The sequence below is a fragment of the Lederbergia citri genome (assembly GCF_018343625.1).
GTDB classification, from domain to species: domain Bacteria; phylum Bacillota; class Bacilli; order Bacillales; family Bacillaceae_C; genus Lederbergia; species Lederbergia citri.
The window spans coordinates 282222-298564 of the sequence record NZ_JAGYPG010000001.1; the positions used below are offsets into that span (position 1 = coordinate 282222).

Annotated in this window: 15 protein-coding genes and 1 riboswitch; of the genes, 11 read left to right on the forward strand and 4 right to left on the reverse strand. The window is 35.9% G+C overall.

The genetic code is table 11. The features are described 5' to 3' along the window. Nucleotides 1-9: 9 nt before the first annotated feature. Nucleotides 10-441 (reverse strand): OsmC family protein, encoded by a 432-nt coding sequence (locus KHA97_RS01615; RefSeq protein ID WP_213123009.1) that lies wholly within the window; start codon nt 439-441, stop codon nt 10-12. 70 nt (nt 442-511) lie between these two features. On the opposite strand from KHA97_RS01615, the gene KHA97_RS01620 reads away from it, so the two are divergent. The 8 genes from KHA97_RS01620 to KHA97_RS01655 all read left to right on the forward strand — a co-directional run bounded on the left by KHA97_RS01620 (nt 512) and on the right by KHA97_RS01655 (nt 10078). Beyond that, a complete protein-coding gene (locus tag KHA97_RS01620) occupies nt 512-1567 on the forward strand; it encodes a M42 family metallopeptidase (RefSeq protein WP_213123010.1) in 1056 nt (351 codons plus the stop codon). A 105-nt stretch (nt 1568-1672) separates the two neighbouring features. Next, nucleotides 1673-2587: a homoserine kinase gene (locus tag KHA97_RS01625; RefSeq protein WP_213123011.1), complete on the forward strand. Its 915-nt coding sequence runs from the start codon at nt 1673-1675 to the stop codon at nt 2585-2587. Between the two features lie 89 nt (nt 2588-2676). Further along, the gene (locus KHA97_RS01630; protein WP_213123012.1) at nt 2677-4257 is read left to right on the forward strand and encodes a peptide chain release factor 3; all 1581 of its coding nucleotides are present in this window, start codon (nt 2677-2679) and stop codon (nt 4255-4257) included. A gap of 121 nt (nt 4258-4378) precedes the next feature. Further along, nucleotides 4379-4675 (forward strand): hypothetical protein, encoded by a 297-nt coding sequence (locus KHA97_RS01635; protein WP_213123013.1) that lies wholly within the window; start codon nt 4379-4381, stop codon nt 4673-4675. A gap of 49 nt (nt 4676-4724) precedes the next feature. After that, complete coding sequence (locus KHA97_RS01640) at nt 4725-5009, forward strand: alpha/beta-type small acid-soluble spore protein (protein WP_213123014.1); 285 nt, start codon at nt 4725-4727, stop codon at nt 5007-5009. A gap of 118 nt (nt 5010-5127) precedes the next feature. Beyond that, on the forward strand, nt 5128-8220 hold the full coding sequence (locus KHA97_RS01645) for an efflux RND transporter permease subunit (protein ID WP_213123015.1): 3093 nt from the start codon (nt 5128-5130) through the stop codon (nt 8218-8220). A gap of 128 nt (nt 8221-8348) precedes the next feature. Next, entirely contained in the window at nt 8349-8927 is a 579-nt protein-coding gene (locus KHA97_RS01650) for a DUF2087 domain-containing protein (RefSeq protein WP_213123016.1), read from the forward strand. A 182-nt stretch (nt 8928-9109) separates the two neighbouring features. Beyond that, nucleotides 9110-9278: riboswitch (yybP-ykoY riboswitch) on the forward strand. A gap of 32 nt (nt 9279-9310) precedes the next feature. Then, nucleotides 9311-10078, forward strand: coding sequence for a TerC family protein (locus KHA97_RS01655; RefSeq protein ID WP_213123017.1), 768 nt, complete (start codon nt 9311-9313; stop codon nt 10076-10078). Between the two features lie 37 nt (nt 10079-10115). Here the strand turns inward: KHA97_RS01655 and KHA97_RS01660 are convergent, their stop codons facing one another. Then, a complete protein-coding gene (locus KHA97_RS01660; RefSeq protein ID WP_213123018.1) occupies nt 10116-10316 on the reverse strand; it encodes an alpha/beta-type small acid-soluble spore protein in 201 nt (66 codons plus the stop codon). A 209-nt stretch (nt 10317-10525) separates the two neighbouring features. Between KHA97_RS01660 and KHA97_RS01665 the strand changes: the two genes are divergently transcribed. Both KHA97_RS01665 and KHA97_RS01670 read left to right on the forward strand, forming a co-directional pair. Then, entirely contained in the window at nt 10526-11881 is a 1356-nt protein-coding gene (locus KHA97_RS01665; protein WP_213123019.1) for a TrkH family potassium uptake protein, read from the forward strand. Nucleotides 11882-11948: 67 nt separating this feature from the next. Continuing rightward, entirely contained in the window at nt 11949-12935 is a 987-nt protein-coding gene (locus KHA97_RS01670; protein WP_213123020.1) for a diaminopimelate dehydrogenase, read from the forward strand. A 23-nt stretch (nt 12936-12958) separates the two neighbouring features. On the opposite strand, the gene KHA97_RS01675 is transcribed toward KHA97_RS01670, so the two are convergent. Both KHA97_RS01675 and KHA97_RS01680 read right to left on the reverse strand, forming a co-directional pair. Continuing rightward, nucleotides 12959-14716: a B12-binding domain-containing radical SAM protein gene (locus KHA97_RS01675; RefSeq protein ID WP_213123021.1), complete on the reverse strand. Its 1758-nt coding sequence runs from the start codon at nt 14714-14716 to the stop codon at nt 12959-12961. A gap of 77 nt (nt 14717-14793) precedes the next feature. After that, nucleotides 14794-15831, reverse strand: a complete 1038-nt coding sequence (locus KHA97_RS01680) for an acyltransferase family protein (protein ID WP_213123022.1) — start codon at nt 15829-15831, stop codon at nt 14794-14796. Nucleotides 15832-16066: 235 nt separating this feature from the next. On the opposite strand from KHA97_RS01680, the gene KHA97_RS01685 reads away from it, so the two are divergent. After that, on the forward strand, nt 16067-16321 hold the full coding sequence (locus tag KHA97_RS01685; RefSeq protein ID WP_213123023.1) for an aspartyl-phosphate phosphatase Spo0E family protein: 255 nt from the start codon (nt 16067-16069) through the stop codon (nt 16319-16321). Nucleotides 16322-16343 lie beyond the last annotated feature (22 nt).

The window sequence follows — 16343 nt, forward strand, 5'->3', positions numbered from 1 at the left end:
AAAAGGCGGTCATTTTATATCGGCTTCAAGTTTAATCTCCACATTGCCTTTTACAGCTCTGGATATCATACAACTTTTTTCTGCTTTTTCAGCAAGTTTTTGAGCTAATTCAATCTGTTCATTATTAGCTAGAATGACAGTTGGCCGATGGATGATTGTTTTATAAGTGATGACACCTTTTTCAACTTCAACAATGCCCTCGGATTCCATCGTAAGTTTTGAAACTGGAATAGAAGCACGTTCCAACATGGCGGCAAGTGTGATGATATAACATGTAGCAGCAGCGCCTAAGAGCATTTCATCAGGGTTTGTTCCAACTCCAGGTCCATCCATTTCTGGTGGAATCGAAACTTCTGTTTTCAGGTTGCCAGCATCAATCGTACCGACACTATTGCGTCCGCCTGGCCAATCAGCTTTTAATAAAAATGAATGTAAAGCCACTATAAAATCCTCCGTTTCATGAAACTCGTGTTATGATTATAACATCTTACTACATAAAGGAGCATGTAATATGAGTGAATTTCCTCAAGTAAAAGATACAATCCAATTGATTAAGGAATTAGTTTCTATTCCGAGCCCTTCCGGTAATACACGAAAAGTAATCGATTTTTGCGAAAAATATTTAACAGGTCTTGATCTGGAAATGAAAAGAAATCGAAAAGGCGGCTTGCTCATTACGATTCCAGGTAAAAATACAGACCAACACCGCATGTTAACTGCACATGTCGATACACTTGGAGCAATGGTAAAAGAAATAAAATCTAATGGAAGATTGAAACTGACGATGATCGGTGGATTCCGCTGGAATTCTGTAGAAGGCGAGTATTGCGAAATCGAAACCGATTCAGGAAAAACATATACAGGTACGATTTTAATGAAGCAAACATCTGTCCATGTATACAAAGATGCAGGGGAAGCAAAAAGAAATGAGCAAAATATTGAAGTAAGAATTGATGAGATCACGAATAGTGAAGAAGAAACGAGAAAGCTTGGTATCAATGTCGGCGATTTTGTTTCATTTGATCCTCGTGTTCAGACAACGGAAAGCGGTTTTATTAAATCAAGGCATTTGGATGATAAGGCAAGTACGGCTCTTCTTTTGCAGCTGATCAAGCATATAAAGTCTACAAATATTGAATTGCCTTATACAACTCATTTTCTAATCTCTAATAATGAAGAAATCGGCTACGGTGGAAATGCCAATATCTCGCCTGAAACGGTCGAGTATTTAGCAGTAGATATGGGAGCACTTGGTGAAGGACAAGCATCTGATGAATACACTGTTTCAATCTGCGCGAAGGATTCGAGCGGTCCTTACCATTATGGCTTAAGAAAGCATCTCGTTCAATTAGCGAAGGACAATAATATTGATTATAAAGTAGATATTTATCCGTATTATGGTTCTGATGCGTCAGCAGCAATTAATGCAGGCCACGATATTGTCCATGGCTTGGTGGGACCAGGAATTGAATCGTCCCATGCATTCGAAAGAACCCATGAGTCTTCACTAATTAATACAGAAAAGCTTTTATTGGCTTATGTGCTTTCGCCGATAACTGAAATATGATTTTATTCTAGAATGCGTCCGGACAGTTGAAATGTGTAATAACGTCCGGACGCTTAAAGTGTAAAGGAGGAGAATACCATTAAAACGAATTTCTCGGAAAATGAATTGAAGGAGCTTCTTTCAAATTATACTGTAGGAACTTACATAGCCTCCGAGCCTTTTACAAATGGAACCGTTCAAACAAATATTAAAGTTCAAACTACAGAAGGTCAGTTTGTTTTTAGATATTATGAAAATCGTTCGGTCCAGTCCGTATTATTTGAAACGAGCTTCCTTACTTACTTAAAGAAACATGATTTTCCCTGTCCAAAACCATATTTAAACAGGAATGGAGGCTACGTAGGAATTTATAAACAAAAGCCGTATGTTGTTTTCGAATATATGGAAGGTGAACATATTAATGACCCTAAAGAAAACCAAAAAGCACAACTGATTAAATTAGCAGCAGAGTTACATAACATTAGTAAAAATTATCATCCTATATATAAAGAAGCTAGATTAAATTATAACATTGAAACATGTCGCGATCTTGCACGAAAACAATCAGAAAGATTAAATACAAAAAATGCGGAAGAAAAATGTTTATGGCTAGAAAATGAGTTGGAACAACTCATTTTTCCGGAAGATTTACCAAAAGGAATCTGCCATTCCGACTTTCATTTTACAAATATCCTTTATAATGATGATAAGTGCAGTGCACTATTAGATTTTGATGATGCAAATTATACATACCTATTATTTGATTTAGTTGTTTTAGTTGAATATGGAGCATGGCGGCACGACGTTGATCAATACCTAAATTTTAAAGAAGCGAAGAAAATAATTTCTGAATATATGAAGTATAGACCTTTAGAAGATATTGAAAAAATGCATTTATTTGATGTATATAAATTGAGTATTTTAATGGATTGTATTTGGTATTTTGATAGAGGTAATGTTAATGATTTTTACGAAAAAAGAAAAGTTGACTATCTCAATCAAATAGGAAGAAAGAGTTTTTTTGAAAAACTTTTCGAGTGAGTATTTAGCTTTTTTAAAACTTACCGTTGAAATTCATTCTTGCAAGGAATAAGATAGAAAAAGACTGAACAACGGAAGGAATTATGTGTATGGCAAAAACATTAAAAGCAGAAGTAGAATCGCGAAGAACTTTTGCAATCATTTCTCACCCAGATGCCGGAAAAACTACGATGACGGAGAAGCTTCTTTATTTTGGAGGAGCCATAAGGGATGCTGGAACTGTAAAAGGTAAAAAAACAGGGAAATATGCCACATCCGACTGGATGGAAATCGAAAAACAAAGAGGGATTTCCGTAACTTCTTCTGTCATGCAATTTGATTATGACGGCTTTCGTATAAATATATTGGACACTCCTGGACACCAGGACTTTAGTGAAGATACGTATCGAACGCTTATGGCAGTGGATAGTGCTGTCATGATTATCGATTCCGCCAAAGGGATTGAAGAACAAACATTAAAATTATTTAAAGTTTGTAGAATGAGGGGAATCCCAATTTTTACATTTATAAATAAATTAGATCGCCAAGGAAGAACCCCGCTTGAGCTGCTTGCTGAGTTGGAGGAAGTGCTCGGTATCGAATCCTATCCGATGAATTGGCCAATTGGAATGGGAAAAGAATTTTACGGTATTTATGACCGCTACAACAATAGAATTGAACAATTTCGTGTTGATGAAGATCAAAGATTTTTAGAATTGGGTGAGGATGGCGAAATACTTGGGGATCATCCTTTGAAAGAATCGGGCCTATATACACAAGCTTTGGAAGAAATAATGTTACTGGACGAAGCCGGAAATGAATTTTCAGTAGAAAAAATTAATAACGGGACATTGTCTCCTGTATTTTTCGGTAGTGCACTAACTAATTTCGGCGTGCAAACCTTTTTAGAAACATATTTAAAATTTGCACCGTCTCCGCAACCAAGGATGACTAATGAAGGGGAAATTGATCCTGCTTCTGAAGGTTTTTCAGGTTTTATTTTTAAAATCCAAGCGAATATGAACCCTGCTCATCGTGATCGTATAGCTTTTGTCAGAATATGCTCTGGGCAATTTGAACGAGGCATGAATGTAACTCTTGCCCGAACGGGAAAACAATTCAAACTATCCCAATCAACACAGTTTCTTGCAGATGATAGAAGCACAGTGAACGCAGCTGTGAGCGGTGATATTATTGGATTATATGATACCGGGACATACCAAATTGGCGATACGATTTCAGAAGGTAAAAAAAATATACATTATGAAAAATTACCTCAATTCACGCCTGAATTATTTGTCAGGGTCACGGCAAAAAATGTAATGAAACAAAAAAGCTTTCATAAAGGTGTTGAGCAACTCGTTCAAGAAGGTGCCATTCAGCTTTATAAAACATATAGAATGGAAGATTATATTCTCGGTGCCGTTGGTCAACTACAATTTGAAGTTTTTGAACATCGGATGAAAAATGAATATAATTCGGATGTCATCATGGAATCAATCGGTTCAAAAATTGCAAGATGGATTGAAAATGACAAAATTGATGAAACTCTTTCCAGCCAAAGAAGTCTTCTTGTAAAAGATCGTTTCGATAAACCGTTATTTTTATTTGAAAATGATTTTGCATTGCGCTGGTTCCAAGATAAGAATCCTGATATAAAATTGTACAATCCAATGGATGAGCATGATTAATAAAAAAAGTAGTGTCCTTTTAAATAAGGCACTACTTTTTTGATTGAGCTAAAACACCTGTAATTTCTGTCATAAGGGTATCTATTGGATATTGAGACCTTAGGCAACGAGAAAATCACCATTGAACGACCTAAATCTGCGTATTGAGACCTTTAGTAAGGCAAAACTACCGCTGAACGACCTCAATCTGTGTATTGAGACCTTTAAGAAGGCAAAATCACCGCTGAACGACCTCAATCTGTGTATTGAGACCTTTAGCCAGTCAAAATCACCGCTGAACGACCTCAATCTGGTTATTGAGACCTTTAGCCAGTCAAAATCACCGCTGAACATCCTCAATCCGGTTATTGCGACCATTAGCAACGCGAAAATCACCATTGAACACCTCAATCCGGCTATCTCCAGAATTTCCACCTGAAGCTTTTTCAATTTTTCGGACATACTATCACCTAAAGGGAGGAATGTTTATGGCTAGAAGAAATAGGACGCTTGTCCCAGGAGCTAGAGGCGCTTTAGATGATTTTAAAGCAAAAGTAATGTCCGAAAAAGGGTATCAAGTAAATCCAAACAATCCCAATGAAGTGAAATTTGAAATTGCAAAAGAACAAGGCATCCCGTTGAAGAAAGGCTACAATGGACACTTGTCAGCGGAAGAATCGGGGAAGGTTGGCGGCCCTATCGGTGGCAATATGGTTAAAGAAATGGTTCGACTAGCACAAGAAAGGTTAAGTAATAATAACCAAAATTCATAAGCCGGTTTACGGAAACCGGCTTTTTCTAATGACAAAAATAATCCATCATTAGAATATAATTCCACTTCGTAAATTGTTATAATTAAAGCGTTAAGGGAGGCCGAAAGGGGTATACATAGTGAATTTAAGTAAATTTTCAATAAAGAGACCCGTTTTTACGATAGTAACGATGTTTCTTGTCATTATATTAGGGATCGTATCTCTTTTAAAGATACCTTTGAAGTTAATTCCAGATATCAATCCCCCGGTAGCGGTAGTTGTTACATCATACCAAGGTGCAAGCCCGGTGGAAGTCGTAGAAAAAATAACGAAGCCATTAGAAGCAAGTTTGGCCACATTACCTGGCATTAAAAATATACAATCCATTTCAAAAGAAGGCTCAAATTTAATCCTATTAGAGTTTTCTTGGTCAACATCTATTGATGATATTCAAAACGACGTGCTGCAGCGTATTGATCAAACCCCAATCCCTTCGGACGCTGGAAAACCACGATTTTTAAAATTTGATCCTTCCCAGTTTCCTGTTATTCAACTTTCGCTGAAAACCGAGAAAGATGAAAAAGGTCTTAGAAATTTAACGGACAAGTTAACGACCGAATTGACAAAGGTAAAAGGAGTCGCAAGTGTCAACGTCACGGGAAAATTATTAGAAGAGATTAACGTGACAATCCATCAAGATGATTTGAAAAAATATTCTTTGTCACAGAGTGATGTCGTCAATATTATTCAATCGAACAATATTTCTACACCTGGAGATACTGTTCTCACTGAAGGAAAAGAGCTTACGACACGCATTATGAGTATGGTTCATTCTGCGGATGAAATTGCTAATCTTGTCATCAATGTAAATCCTTTAAATGGCGAAAAAATTAGAATCAAAGATGTTGCAACAGTCAAACAGCAAGAACAAACTTCAGAGAGCATTACACGAACTAATGATAAGCCCTCAGTGTTACTAAGTGTACTTCAAGAAACTGATGCGAATACTGCCGATGTTTCAAGAGATTTTCAAAAAGAATTAAAAACTCTTTTAAAGAAGGAGCAATTTAAAGGGATCGAGTCGGATATTCTTTTTGATCAAGGTGATTACGTAAGGATGGCGATTGGAAATATCTCGAATTCCTTAATCATCGGTGGAGCACTAGCCATGCTTGTTTTATTTTTCTTTTTAAGAAACATAAGAAGCCCTCTCATAATCGGAATTGCTATCCCTTATTCCGTCATCGTAACATTTGTTTTGATGTTTTTTGCAGATTTTGCATTAAACATTATGACACTGGGTGGACTAGCCCTAGGGATAGGAATGCTTGTAGACAATGCCATCGTCGTAATCGAAAATATATATCGACATTTATCTATGGGGAAAGAACCGAAACAAGCGTCGTTGGAAGGGGCAAAAGAAGTTGCCGGAGCTATTACAGCATCCACCCTCACAACAGTTGCTGTATTTTTGCCGGTCGTTTTCATCAGTGGACTATTAGGACAATTATTTAAGGAATTTGCCTTCACGATTTCATTTAGTTTATTCGCTTCTTTATTTGTCGCATTGACTGTTGTTCCAATGCTTGCAAGCAGGTTATTAAAAAAGCCTCAAGGTGATTATGAATCGATTAGGCGCAGATCCAAATCGATGAATATGCTTGACCGATCAATTCGTTGGTCATTGCGTCACCGTTTTCTTGTACTATTTTTCTCCTTCGCATTGTTTGTAGCCGGACTTTTTGGAATGACTACAGTAGGAATGCAATTTCTTCCGCCAACTGATCAAGGTTTTTTCAGTATGAATGTAAAGCTCGAAAATGGAGCAGCACTTTCTGAGACGGAAAAAGTAATAAGTGTAATGGAAAATGAGCTTAAGAAAAACAAAGATGTTGATGTATACGTTAGTTTAATTGGATCAACACAAGAGTCTACTTTCCAAGGAGGCGGAATGGCGAATAGTGCAGAGGTATATGTAAAATTAAAGTCTCTCGCAAAAAGGGACAGGTCTTTATTCGAAATCGTTGATCACATGAAGCCTAAAATAGAAAAGGAAGTTGAAAAAGTAAATACGGAAGCTAAAATCCGTTTTAATGTACAAGCGGCTTCAGGAATGGCTCCACAAACGATGACGTTTAATGTTACTGACACAAATAAAAAGCGATTAGATGAAAGTACAAATAAAATATACAACACATTAAAGGATGTAGAAAACGTAACAGAATTAACAACAACAACTGCGAATACAGTTGAAGAAGTTCATATTACGGTAGATAGAGAAAAAGCATTTGATGCCGGGCTTGCTCCTGCTCAAATCGCCATGATTTTTAATGACGCTACACGTGGAGTTCAGGCTTCACAAATCATTACAGATGATATGGAAGTATTTGGTGTTTATGTTGGATATGAAAAAAGCGTCACGAAAGATATCGACAAATTAAAGTCTTTATTAATTAGAAAGCCAGACGGTTCCTATGCAGAGTTAGGAGATTTGGCAAAAATTGAAATAGGATCTGGACCTGTAGAAATTCAACGTATTAACCAGCTAGATTCTGTGGAATTTACATTAAAATATAGTACAGAAACAAACTTAGGTTCAATATCGAAAGCGGTTGATACTGAGATAGCCTCATTGCATCTTCCTGGCGATACGGAAATTACGTATAGCGGAGAAAAGGAGTTACTCGAAGATTCAATTGATGATATGATTATGGCATTTATTTTAGCCATCATCCTTATTTATATCGTCATGGCAGCACAGTTTGAATCATTTAAATATCCGTTTGTCATAATGTTTACAGTGCCACTCATGGTTATTGGTGTTGCCGTCGCCCTTGTTTCAAGCCGGATGCCAATTAGTGTGCCTGCTTTCATCGGGATTATCATTTTAGCAGGAATTGTCGTTAACAATGCGATTGTCATTGTTGACTATATTAATCAGCGCAAACAAGCAGGATTATCTAGCTATGATGCACTCATTGAATCTGTCAAAGATCGTGCACGTCCAATTTTAATGACTGCCTTGACCACGATTCTCGGTTTGGTTCCTCTTGCACTTGGGATTGGAGAAGGGACGGAAATGAATCAGCCTATGGGAGTCACTGTTATAGGTGGATTAATCAGCAGTACCTTTTTAACGTTATTTGTCATCCCGGTTGTTTATAGTTTATTTGACCCTGAAACAAGGAGAATGAATCGGAAAAAGAAACGATGGAAAAAGGAACATAGTTAAAAAGTGAACACATTCAAAATGATATGAAAATAAGAGATGAATGATCCATCTCTTATTTTTTTCTTGAAATATAAAATAAATTCGATTATCATCTAATTAGATGATTATAAAAGTAGGTGGGTTTTCATATGCAGTTAAATAAAATAGTTGAATTTCACAAAGCATTAGGCGACCTTACACGAATTAAGATTATTGCCTTGCTTCAGCAAGGACCGTTACATGGTCAGGCGATTGCAGAAAAGCTTGGTCTTAAGCCGCCGACCATCACGCATCATATAGCGAAGCTGCGTGAGGTTGGATTAATTAGAGAACGACGAGATAAAAACACTATTTATTTTTCATTAAATACAAAGATTTTAGAGATGAATGCTAATGCTATTTTATCTATAGGAACAGGGGGTGGATCCAATATGGAAATGGCTGTGACAGAAGAGGAACGGTTAAAAATAATTCAAAATTTCTTCACAAAGGAAGGGAAGCTGAAAAACTATCCTGCACAACGTAAGAAAAAGCTTGTAGTGCTAGCCCATATGGTAAAAGGATTGGAATTTGGAAGGGTTTATCCTGAAAAAGAGATCAATAAGTATTTAAAACAGTTTCATGAGGATTATGCAACATTAAGACGCGAACTAATTATGTGTCAGTATATGTATAGGGAAAACAATCAATATGAATTAAATCCAATTGAATTATGGTGGTTAAAGTGATGAAGGAGAGAATTGTCTTCATTCATTATGTAGATTTAACCGTCTATTTGAGAGTAAATTTAAGAGTATTGAAACATCTTACGTCATGACAACCACCTAATTCTATTAGTCAAAGATTAATAGAGAATATTGCTTTGCTAGAATTCATATACTATAATAATAAGTAAATAAAATACATTTGACGTAAAGTCAAAGGGGAGTAGCGTTAGGTGAACGATGGATTCACCTAAAACAAAGTCGTCATTTCGTGAAGCAATTCACCGGCTTTGTTGGCATAAAAAATGTCCAGCAAGACCTTTGCCCATATGGCAGAGGTCTTTTTGTTTTCATTGAAATCAAAATTTCCTGCCTGAGGGGATGTAAAGAATAAGGGAGGAAATTTGATGGAATTATCGATGTTTTTAGAGTATGGATGGGTATTTTTGGTACTCGTTGGATTAGAAGGTATCCTTGCGGCAGATAATGCCGTCGTGATGGCGGTAATGGTAAAACATTTGCCGGAAAAACTACAGAAAAAAGCATTGTTTTACGGATTGTTAGGAGCGTTTATTTTCCGCTTTGCCGCTCTATTTGCCATTACTTTCCTCGTAAATGTATGGCAAGTTCAAGCAATTGGAGCCGCTTATTTAATATATTTAGCGATTCACCATATGTTTAAAAATAACAAGAAAAAAACTGTGAAAAATAATAAAGGTCAATCATTTTGGATGACCGTTTTAAAAGTTGAAATTGCTGACATCGCTTTTGCGATTGATTCTATGCTCGCAGCAGTTGCCCTAGCTGTAACACTAAAGCCAACTGGATGGTTCCAAGTAGGGGGAATTGACGGAGGGCAATTTACAGTAATGCTTTTAGGTGGGCTTGTGGGTGTTGTCATTATGCGTTTTGCAGCAACGACATTCGTAAAATTATTAGCAAAATACCCTACACTTGAGACAGCAGCCTTTTTAATCGTCGGCTGGGTAGGAGTAAAATTATCAATCTTTACGTTATCTCATCCAAATGTTGCCATACTTAATGAGCATTTCCCAGAATCTCCTGCTTGGAAATTAACATTCTGGATCGTGTTAATAGGAATTGCCTTAGGCGGATATCTAATATCCAAGAAAAAAGCAGTTCATAAAAGTCGATCTGCCAATTTATACAATTAACCTAAAGAGGAAGCCAAATCGGCTTCCTTTTTAGGTTTTATTGTTGTTTTCCACTTAATTCAGCTTGTGCTTGTTGTACTAATCTTTTTGTTATTTCTCCACCCACTGATCCATTTGCTCTTGAAGCTGTATCGGAACCAAGAGTTACTCCGAATTCTTGGGCAATTTCATATTTGACTTGATCTAAATATTGTTCAATTCCCGGTACGAGTAATTGATTACTGTTTCGATTAGCCATTTGGATCCTCTCCTTTAATTTAATTTACATCGTAATCATAGTATGGACTCAAACAAAAAAAGCATAACTGGTAAATCCAACTCCTATAACTGAAAAATGTATTTCGTGGAAATCCATGATAGTATGTAAAAAATGGATGTTTTTCTTTTCAATGCTGAATTTTTTCTTTAATATAGAAGAATGATGTTAATTGGGGGATAATAATAGGCATGAAACACTTGAAAAAACATTCGTTGACTAGGCTAACGCCTTTTAGGATCCTAGTTACATATTACTTTTTAACAGTCGCCTTTTCGGCTATCCTACTAAGTTTACCATTTGCCCGCAAACCAGGAGCACAATGGTCCTTCATGGATGCAGTCTTTACCGCGGCAAGTTCGGTTAGTGTTACTGGATTATCGACGGTGAATATAGCTGAAACTTTTACTGTACCCGGGATTTTTCTATTGATGTTTGTTTTGCAAATAGGTGGAATTGGCATTATGACTATTAGTACATTTTTCTGGTTATTATTAGGGAAAAAAGTTGGACTGATGCATCGACAATTAATTCGAACAGATCAAAATCAAATTAATCTATCAGGACTTGTTGCCCTTTTAAAACAAATTATCTACATTATTTTGGGTATTGAACTTGTTGGTGCACTTGTTCTTGGGACTTATTATATTCAATATTTCCCTACCTGGCAGGAAGCATTATTGCAAGGATTGTTTGCTTCCATAAGCGCCACAACAAATGCTGGATTTGATATTACTGGGCAATCGCTGATTCCGTTTGCACGAGACTATTTTGTTCAATTTGTAACGATGATATTAATTATTTTAGGAGCAATTGGTTTTCCTGTTTGGATCGAAGTGAAAAGGTTTTTACTTCATAAGGATGATAAGATTCGATTTCGTTTTAGTCTTTTTACGAAAATTACGACATCCACTTACTTTTTACTTTTATTAATAGGAACAGTTGTAATCGTTGCGATCGAATATAATCATTTTTTTATTGGGAAATCCTGGCATGAATCATTTTTCTATGCCTTATTCCAATCAACAACAATGAGAAGTGCTGGCTTGCTTACGTTAGATGTAAATCAGCTGACTGTTTCCACCATACTCTTTTTATCATTTTTAATGTTTATTGGTGCGTCTCCTAGTTCTGTTGGTGGAGGTATTAGAACGACAACGTTTGCTCTTAATATTCTTTTTCTTTTTCATTTTGCAAGGGGCCGCTCTTCAATTAAAGTTTTTCAACGAGAAATTCATCAAAATGATGTAATCAAATCGTTAGTGGTACTCATGCTAGCAGTAATATTGACTGGTTTGTCCATCTTATTATTATCTATTACGGAGGATGCTAGCCTTATTTCCATCATTTTTGAAGTGGCATCAGCGTTTGGTACGTGTGGAGCTTCAATGGGGATCACTCCATATTTAACGGATTTTGGTAAGTCTATATTAATCTTGCTCATGTTCATAGGAAGAATTGGAATTTTGTCGTTTTTATTTATCATGGCTAGTAATGAAAAAGAGCCTGACTTCCATTATCCAACAGAAAGAGTCATCATTGGGTAAAAAATACTATGATTTTTCTTTCATAAGGTTTATCATATTTTTGATATAGACAACAGGAGGGTTAATAATGGGAAACAAAATTAGAATAGGGATCACAGGTTATGGAAATCTAGGAAGAGGAGTAGAAGCTGCTATAAAACAAAATCCAGATATGGAGCTTGTAGCTGTATTTTCAAGACGTGACCCAGCAAGTGTAACTGTTGCAGATCCGAATGTAAAAGTCTATCCGATTGCTTCTGCCGAGGATTATAAAAATGATATTGATGTTATGATATTATGTGGTGGTTCGGCAACAGATTTACCTGAGCAAGGACCAGCGTTTGCGGCGCATTTTAATACAATTGACAGCTTCGATACACACGCAAAGATACCGGAGTATTTTGCTTCAATAGATGAAGTTGCAAAAAAATCAGGTAAGGTTAGTATTATTTCAGTTGGATGGGATCCAGGCATGTTTTCAACAAATCGTCTATTTGGCGAAGCTATTTTACCAGTAGGAGAAACATATACTTTTTGGGGAAAAGGCTTAAGTCAAGGACATTCTGACGCGGTAAGAAGGGTCAATGGGGTTAAAGCAGCGGTTCAATATACAATCCCGATTGAAGAAGCAGTTAATCGCGTAAGAAGTGGTGAAAACCCTGAATTGTCAACGAGAGAAAAGCATTTAAGGGAATGCTTCGTAGTAGCTGAAGAAGGGGCAAATCTTTCTGAAATTGAAAAAACGATTAAGGAAATGCCACATTATTTTTCTGAATACGAAACAATTGTTAACTTTATTTCAGAAGAAGAATTTCAAGCTAACCATACTAAAATGATGCACGGAGGATTTGTTATAAGAAGTGGAGATACGGGTGAGGGCAACAAAGAAATCATGGAATTTTCTTTAAAGCTAGATAGCAACCCAGAATACACTGCAAGTGTGTTAACAGCCTATGCTAGAGCAGCCTATAGACTTAGCAAAGAGGGACAGTCAGGAGCCAAAACTGTTTTTGATGTTCCAATTGGCATGCTTTCACCAAAATCATCTGAACAATTAAGAAAAGAACTTTTATAATGATAAGAAAAACCGGAGCTTTATCAGCTTCCGGTTTTTTTCTGTATGTTTATCGAATCTAACGGATAAATTGTTGGACTTCCATCGGTTGGTTCATAATGGATCAAGGCATAAGAGGATTGAGGCATAATCTTCCCTTCTTGCTGATATGTTTGAATGCAAAAAGGAAATATTTCAATTTGGGTATGCTTATAAAGCTCTCTTTCATTTAAATTTAGTTGCCTCATAAGGTGAGCTTCTTCAATAATGGCCTCATACAGTTTAGAACGGATTTTACGCTCTACGATATCACCCCACCATGCTTTTCGAGGTTTATACCGTCTATTTATTAAATAATCGTATTTCATTAACCCTTCAGCCAAGTCGGAATGTTCAATGCTCTTTTCGGAAAGAAATTGTTTAAGTCGAGTGAATAAATCCTCTAACTGGTGGCCAATTCGTGACCAATTTTGCTCTTCCCAATACGTACCAAATTCTTGAAAGAAATCAAATGGAGTCTCAAAACTTTTTGTAGTCAAGAATTTGACCGTTCGATCCATCCTATGATCATTCCAATATTTTTCTAATACATCTTCCACTTGCTTAATCCTAATAATATCTTCAAAGTCAATAACATTATTGCCTAAAATTTCATATGGAGAGTAATCCATGTACGTATAGCCGAAATGTTTCGCAGAAATTCTTAAGCCGGTCCCACGGAGCATTTTTAAAAATCCGAGCTGCAATTCCTCTGGCTCAAGAGTGAATACATCGTTAAATGTTTTGCGGAAAGAATCATAGTCTTCTTCTGGCAATCCTGCGATTAAATCTAAATGCTGCAGAATTTTACCGCCTTCTTTAACCATTCGGACGGTCCTTGTTAATTTTTCAAAGTTTTGCCTTCTTTTTACGAGTTCATTTGTTAAATCATTGGTGGATTGGACTCCAATTTCAAAGCGGAAAAGCCCTTCAGGTGCTTCTTTATTTAAAAAGTCGATGACTTCTGGTCTCATAATATCCCCGGTAATTTCAAATTGAAAAACAGTGCCAGGTCTTCGTTCGTCGATTAGAAATTGAAACATTTCCATCGCATAGCTTCTGCTTATATTAAAAGTCCGGTCAACAAACTTAATTGTTTTAGCACCATTGTCCAGTAAATATCTTATGTCTTCTTTAATTTTTTCGCGATTAAAATATCTGACTCCAACCTCGATGGAAGAAAGACAAAACTGGCAGCTAAAAGGGCATCCACGGCTTGTCTCAATATAGATGACTCGTTTCGATAAATGGGGGATATCTTCTTTAAATCTAAAAGGAGATGGCATTTCTCTCAAGTCAATTTTAGTGCGTACAGGATTGATAACTGGTTTTCCTTCTCTCATATATCCAATTCCAAGTACGTTTTCCATTTCCATATTACCTTTTAGCTCATGTAACAGCTGCTTGAACGTTTCTTCACCTTCGCCGATAACGATAAAGTCAATTTCCGGCAATCGCTTAAGCCAATGAATAACATCATAGGAGACCTCTGGCCCACCGAGAACAATTTTTACATCTGGCATAATTTTCCGCAAAATTTCGATGACTTTAATGGTTTCTTCTATATTCCATATATAACAGCTAAAGCCAATTACATCAGGTTTTTTATTATATAAATCTGTAACAATATTTAATGTTGGGTCTTTAATCGTATATTCTGCAAGCTCGACGTCAAAATCCGGTGCTGCGTATGCTTTTAAATAGCGAATAGCTAAATTCGTATGAATATATTTCGCATTTAAGGTACTTGCGATGATTTTCATTGAAAAAACTTTCTCCTTTGTCCTATAATCCTTACTATTTTACAGGACTTCCCCTAAAACTACAAATAGCGGGCAGCTTATTCGCTCTGCCCGCGTGGTACACTCATATTTTCTTTTAAACGTCCAATCGTTTTTTTCCAACGCGACCATTTTAATTCAATGATTGGTTGGGTTGCTGTAGTCACAAATTTACTGGATAGGAAGAAAGTGAGGAACAGAGTAATAACCAACAATACAATTAGTGTCTTGGAATCATATATATATGACTCGACAGAACTTCCTCGGAAAGCCCGGATGATAAATCCATGCAGTAAATACACATACAGCGTATTTCTTCCGAATTTCGTAAAAAAGAATTTTCTTTTTGGCACAAAAGCAAAAAATCCCGCCACCATGAGAAAATTAATAGAATATATCCCAATCCTTTTAATAAATCCAATAGCCGAAATGGTTTCCAAGTAACTATATGGTTTTGAACCTAACAGCCACTTTTCATCTAACCCTGGAAAAATAATAAAAACTAAAGCAATGATGACAATTGTTCCCGCCATAAAAACTTTTGTTCGAGACTTCGTTAATAATTGGAAATGTTCCTTTTTTAAATAATATCCAACGATAAAAAAGGGGAAAAATACAAATGTTCTTGATAGACTAAGATAGTTAGAAATCCAATCCACATATCCCACTATTAATCCAATAAGTAATGCTAAACTAACAGCATATTCAGGCTTCAATTTATTGAAACCAATAAGCATTATATTCCAGCAAAATAAACTAATCAAAAACCAAAGTGACCAGTGTGGATTTAGTAAATCAATTTCAAGCATTGATTTACTGTATAAGTTATAGTAAAAAACGGAGTAAATGACTTGAAAAATTAAATATGGAATGATTAACTTTATAGTAATCTTCTTAATATAGCCTTTTTCATAAAAACCTTTCGCGAAAAAACCAGATATTAGAATAAAGGCAGGCATATGGAAGGTGTAAAGTAATTTATAAAGTGTGGAAAAGAATGAATTAGAATCTATATAAGATTGGATTAAATGACCAAAGACGACTAAAAATATTAAAATAAATTTCGCATTATCAAAATAGTAATCTCTTTTCTCCATAATAATCACCAATTTCATAGTTGTTTGCGTTATTTTACCCCGAAATGAAGAAAAGTAACATTACGATTCCATATCGATTGCATGACGACTAATATGAATTTTAGTCAATTGTTAAGAAATAGTGACAACTTTTAAAAAGATTGTCTAATTTTGCGAATCCATTTACAATTGCAAATATTGTTGAGATAATGACATAGTTGAATTTTAAGGTCAATACATGGGGGAGAACTAAATAATGTATAGAAGTAGTAAAGAAAAAGCACAATTTTTAAAGAAAATTCAGGAAAAGCGCGAAAAAATGTGTTTATTTGGAAAAATTTATGGTTTAAATTCACCTAAAACAATTCAATGCAGCCAAGAGCTTGATTATCTATTAAATGAATATTATCAAATGTTTCAGACGCCTAAGAAGAAACAATCTATACCTACGCATCGTATTGCAGTTACAAATAGCTACGTGTGGCAGTATTCGCTTCCTTATGCAAAATAATTGCTGTACATAAAAGGAATTC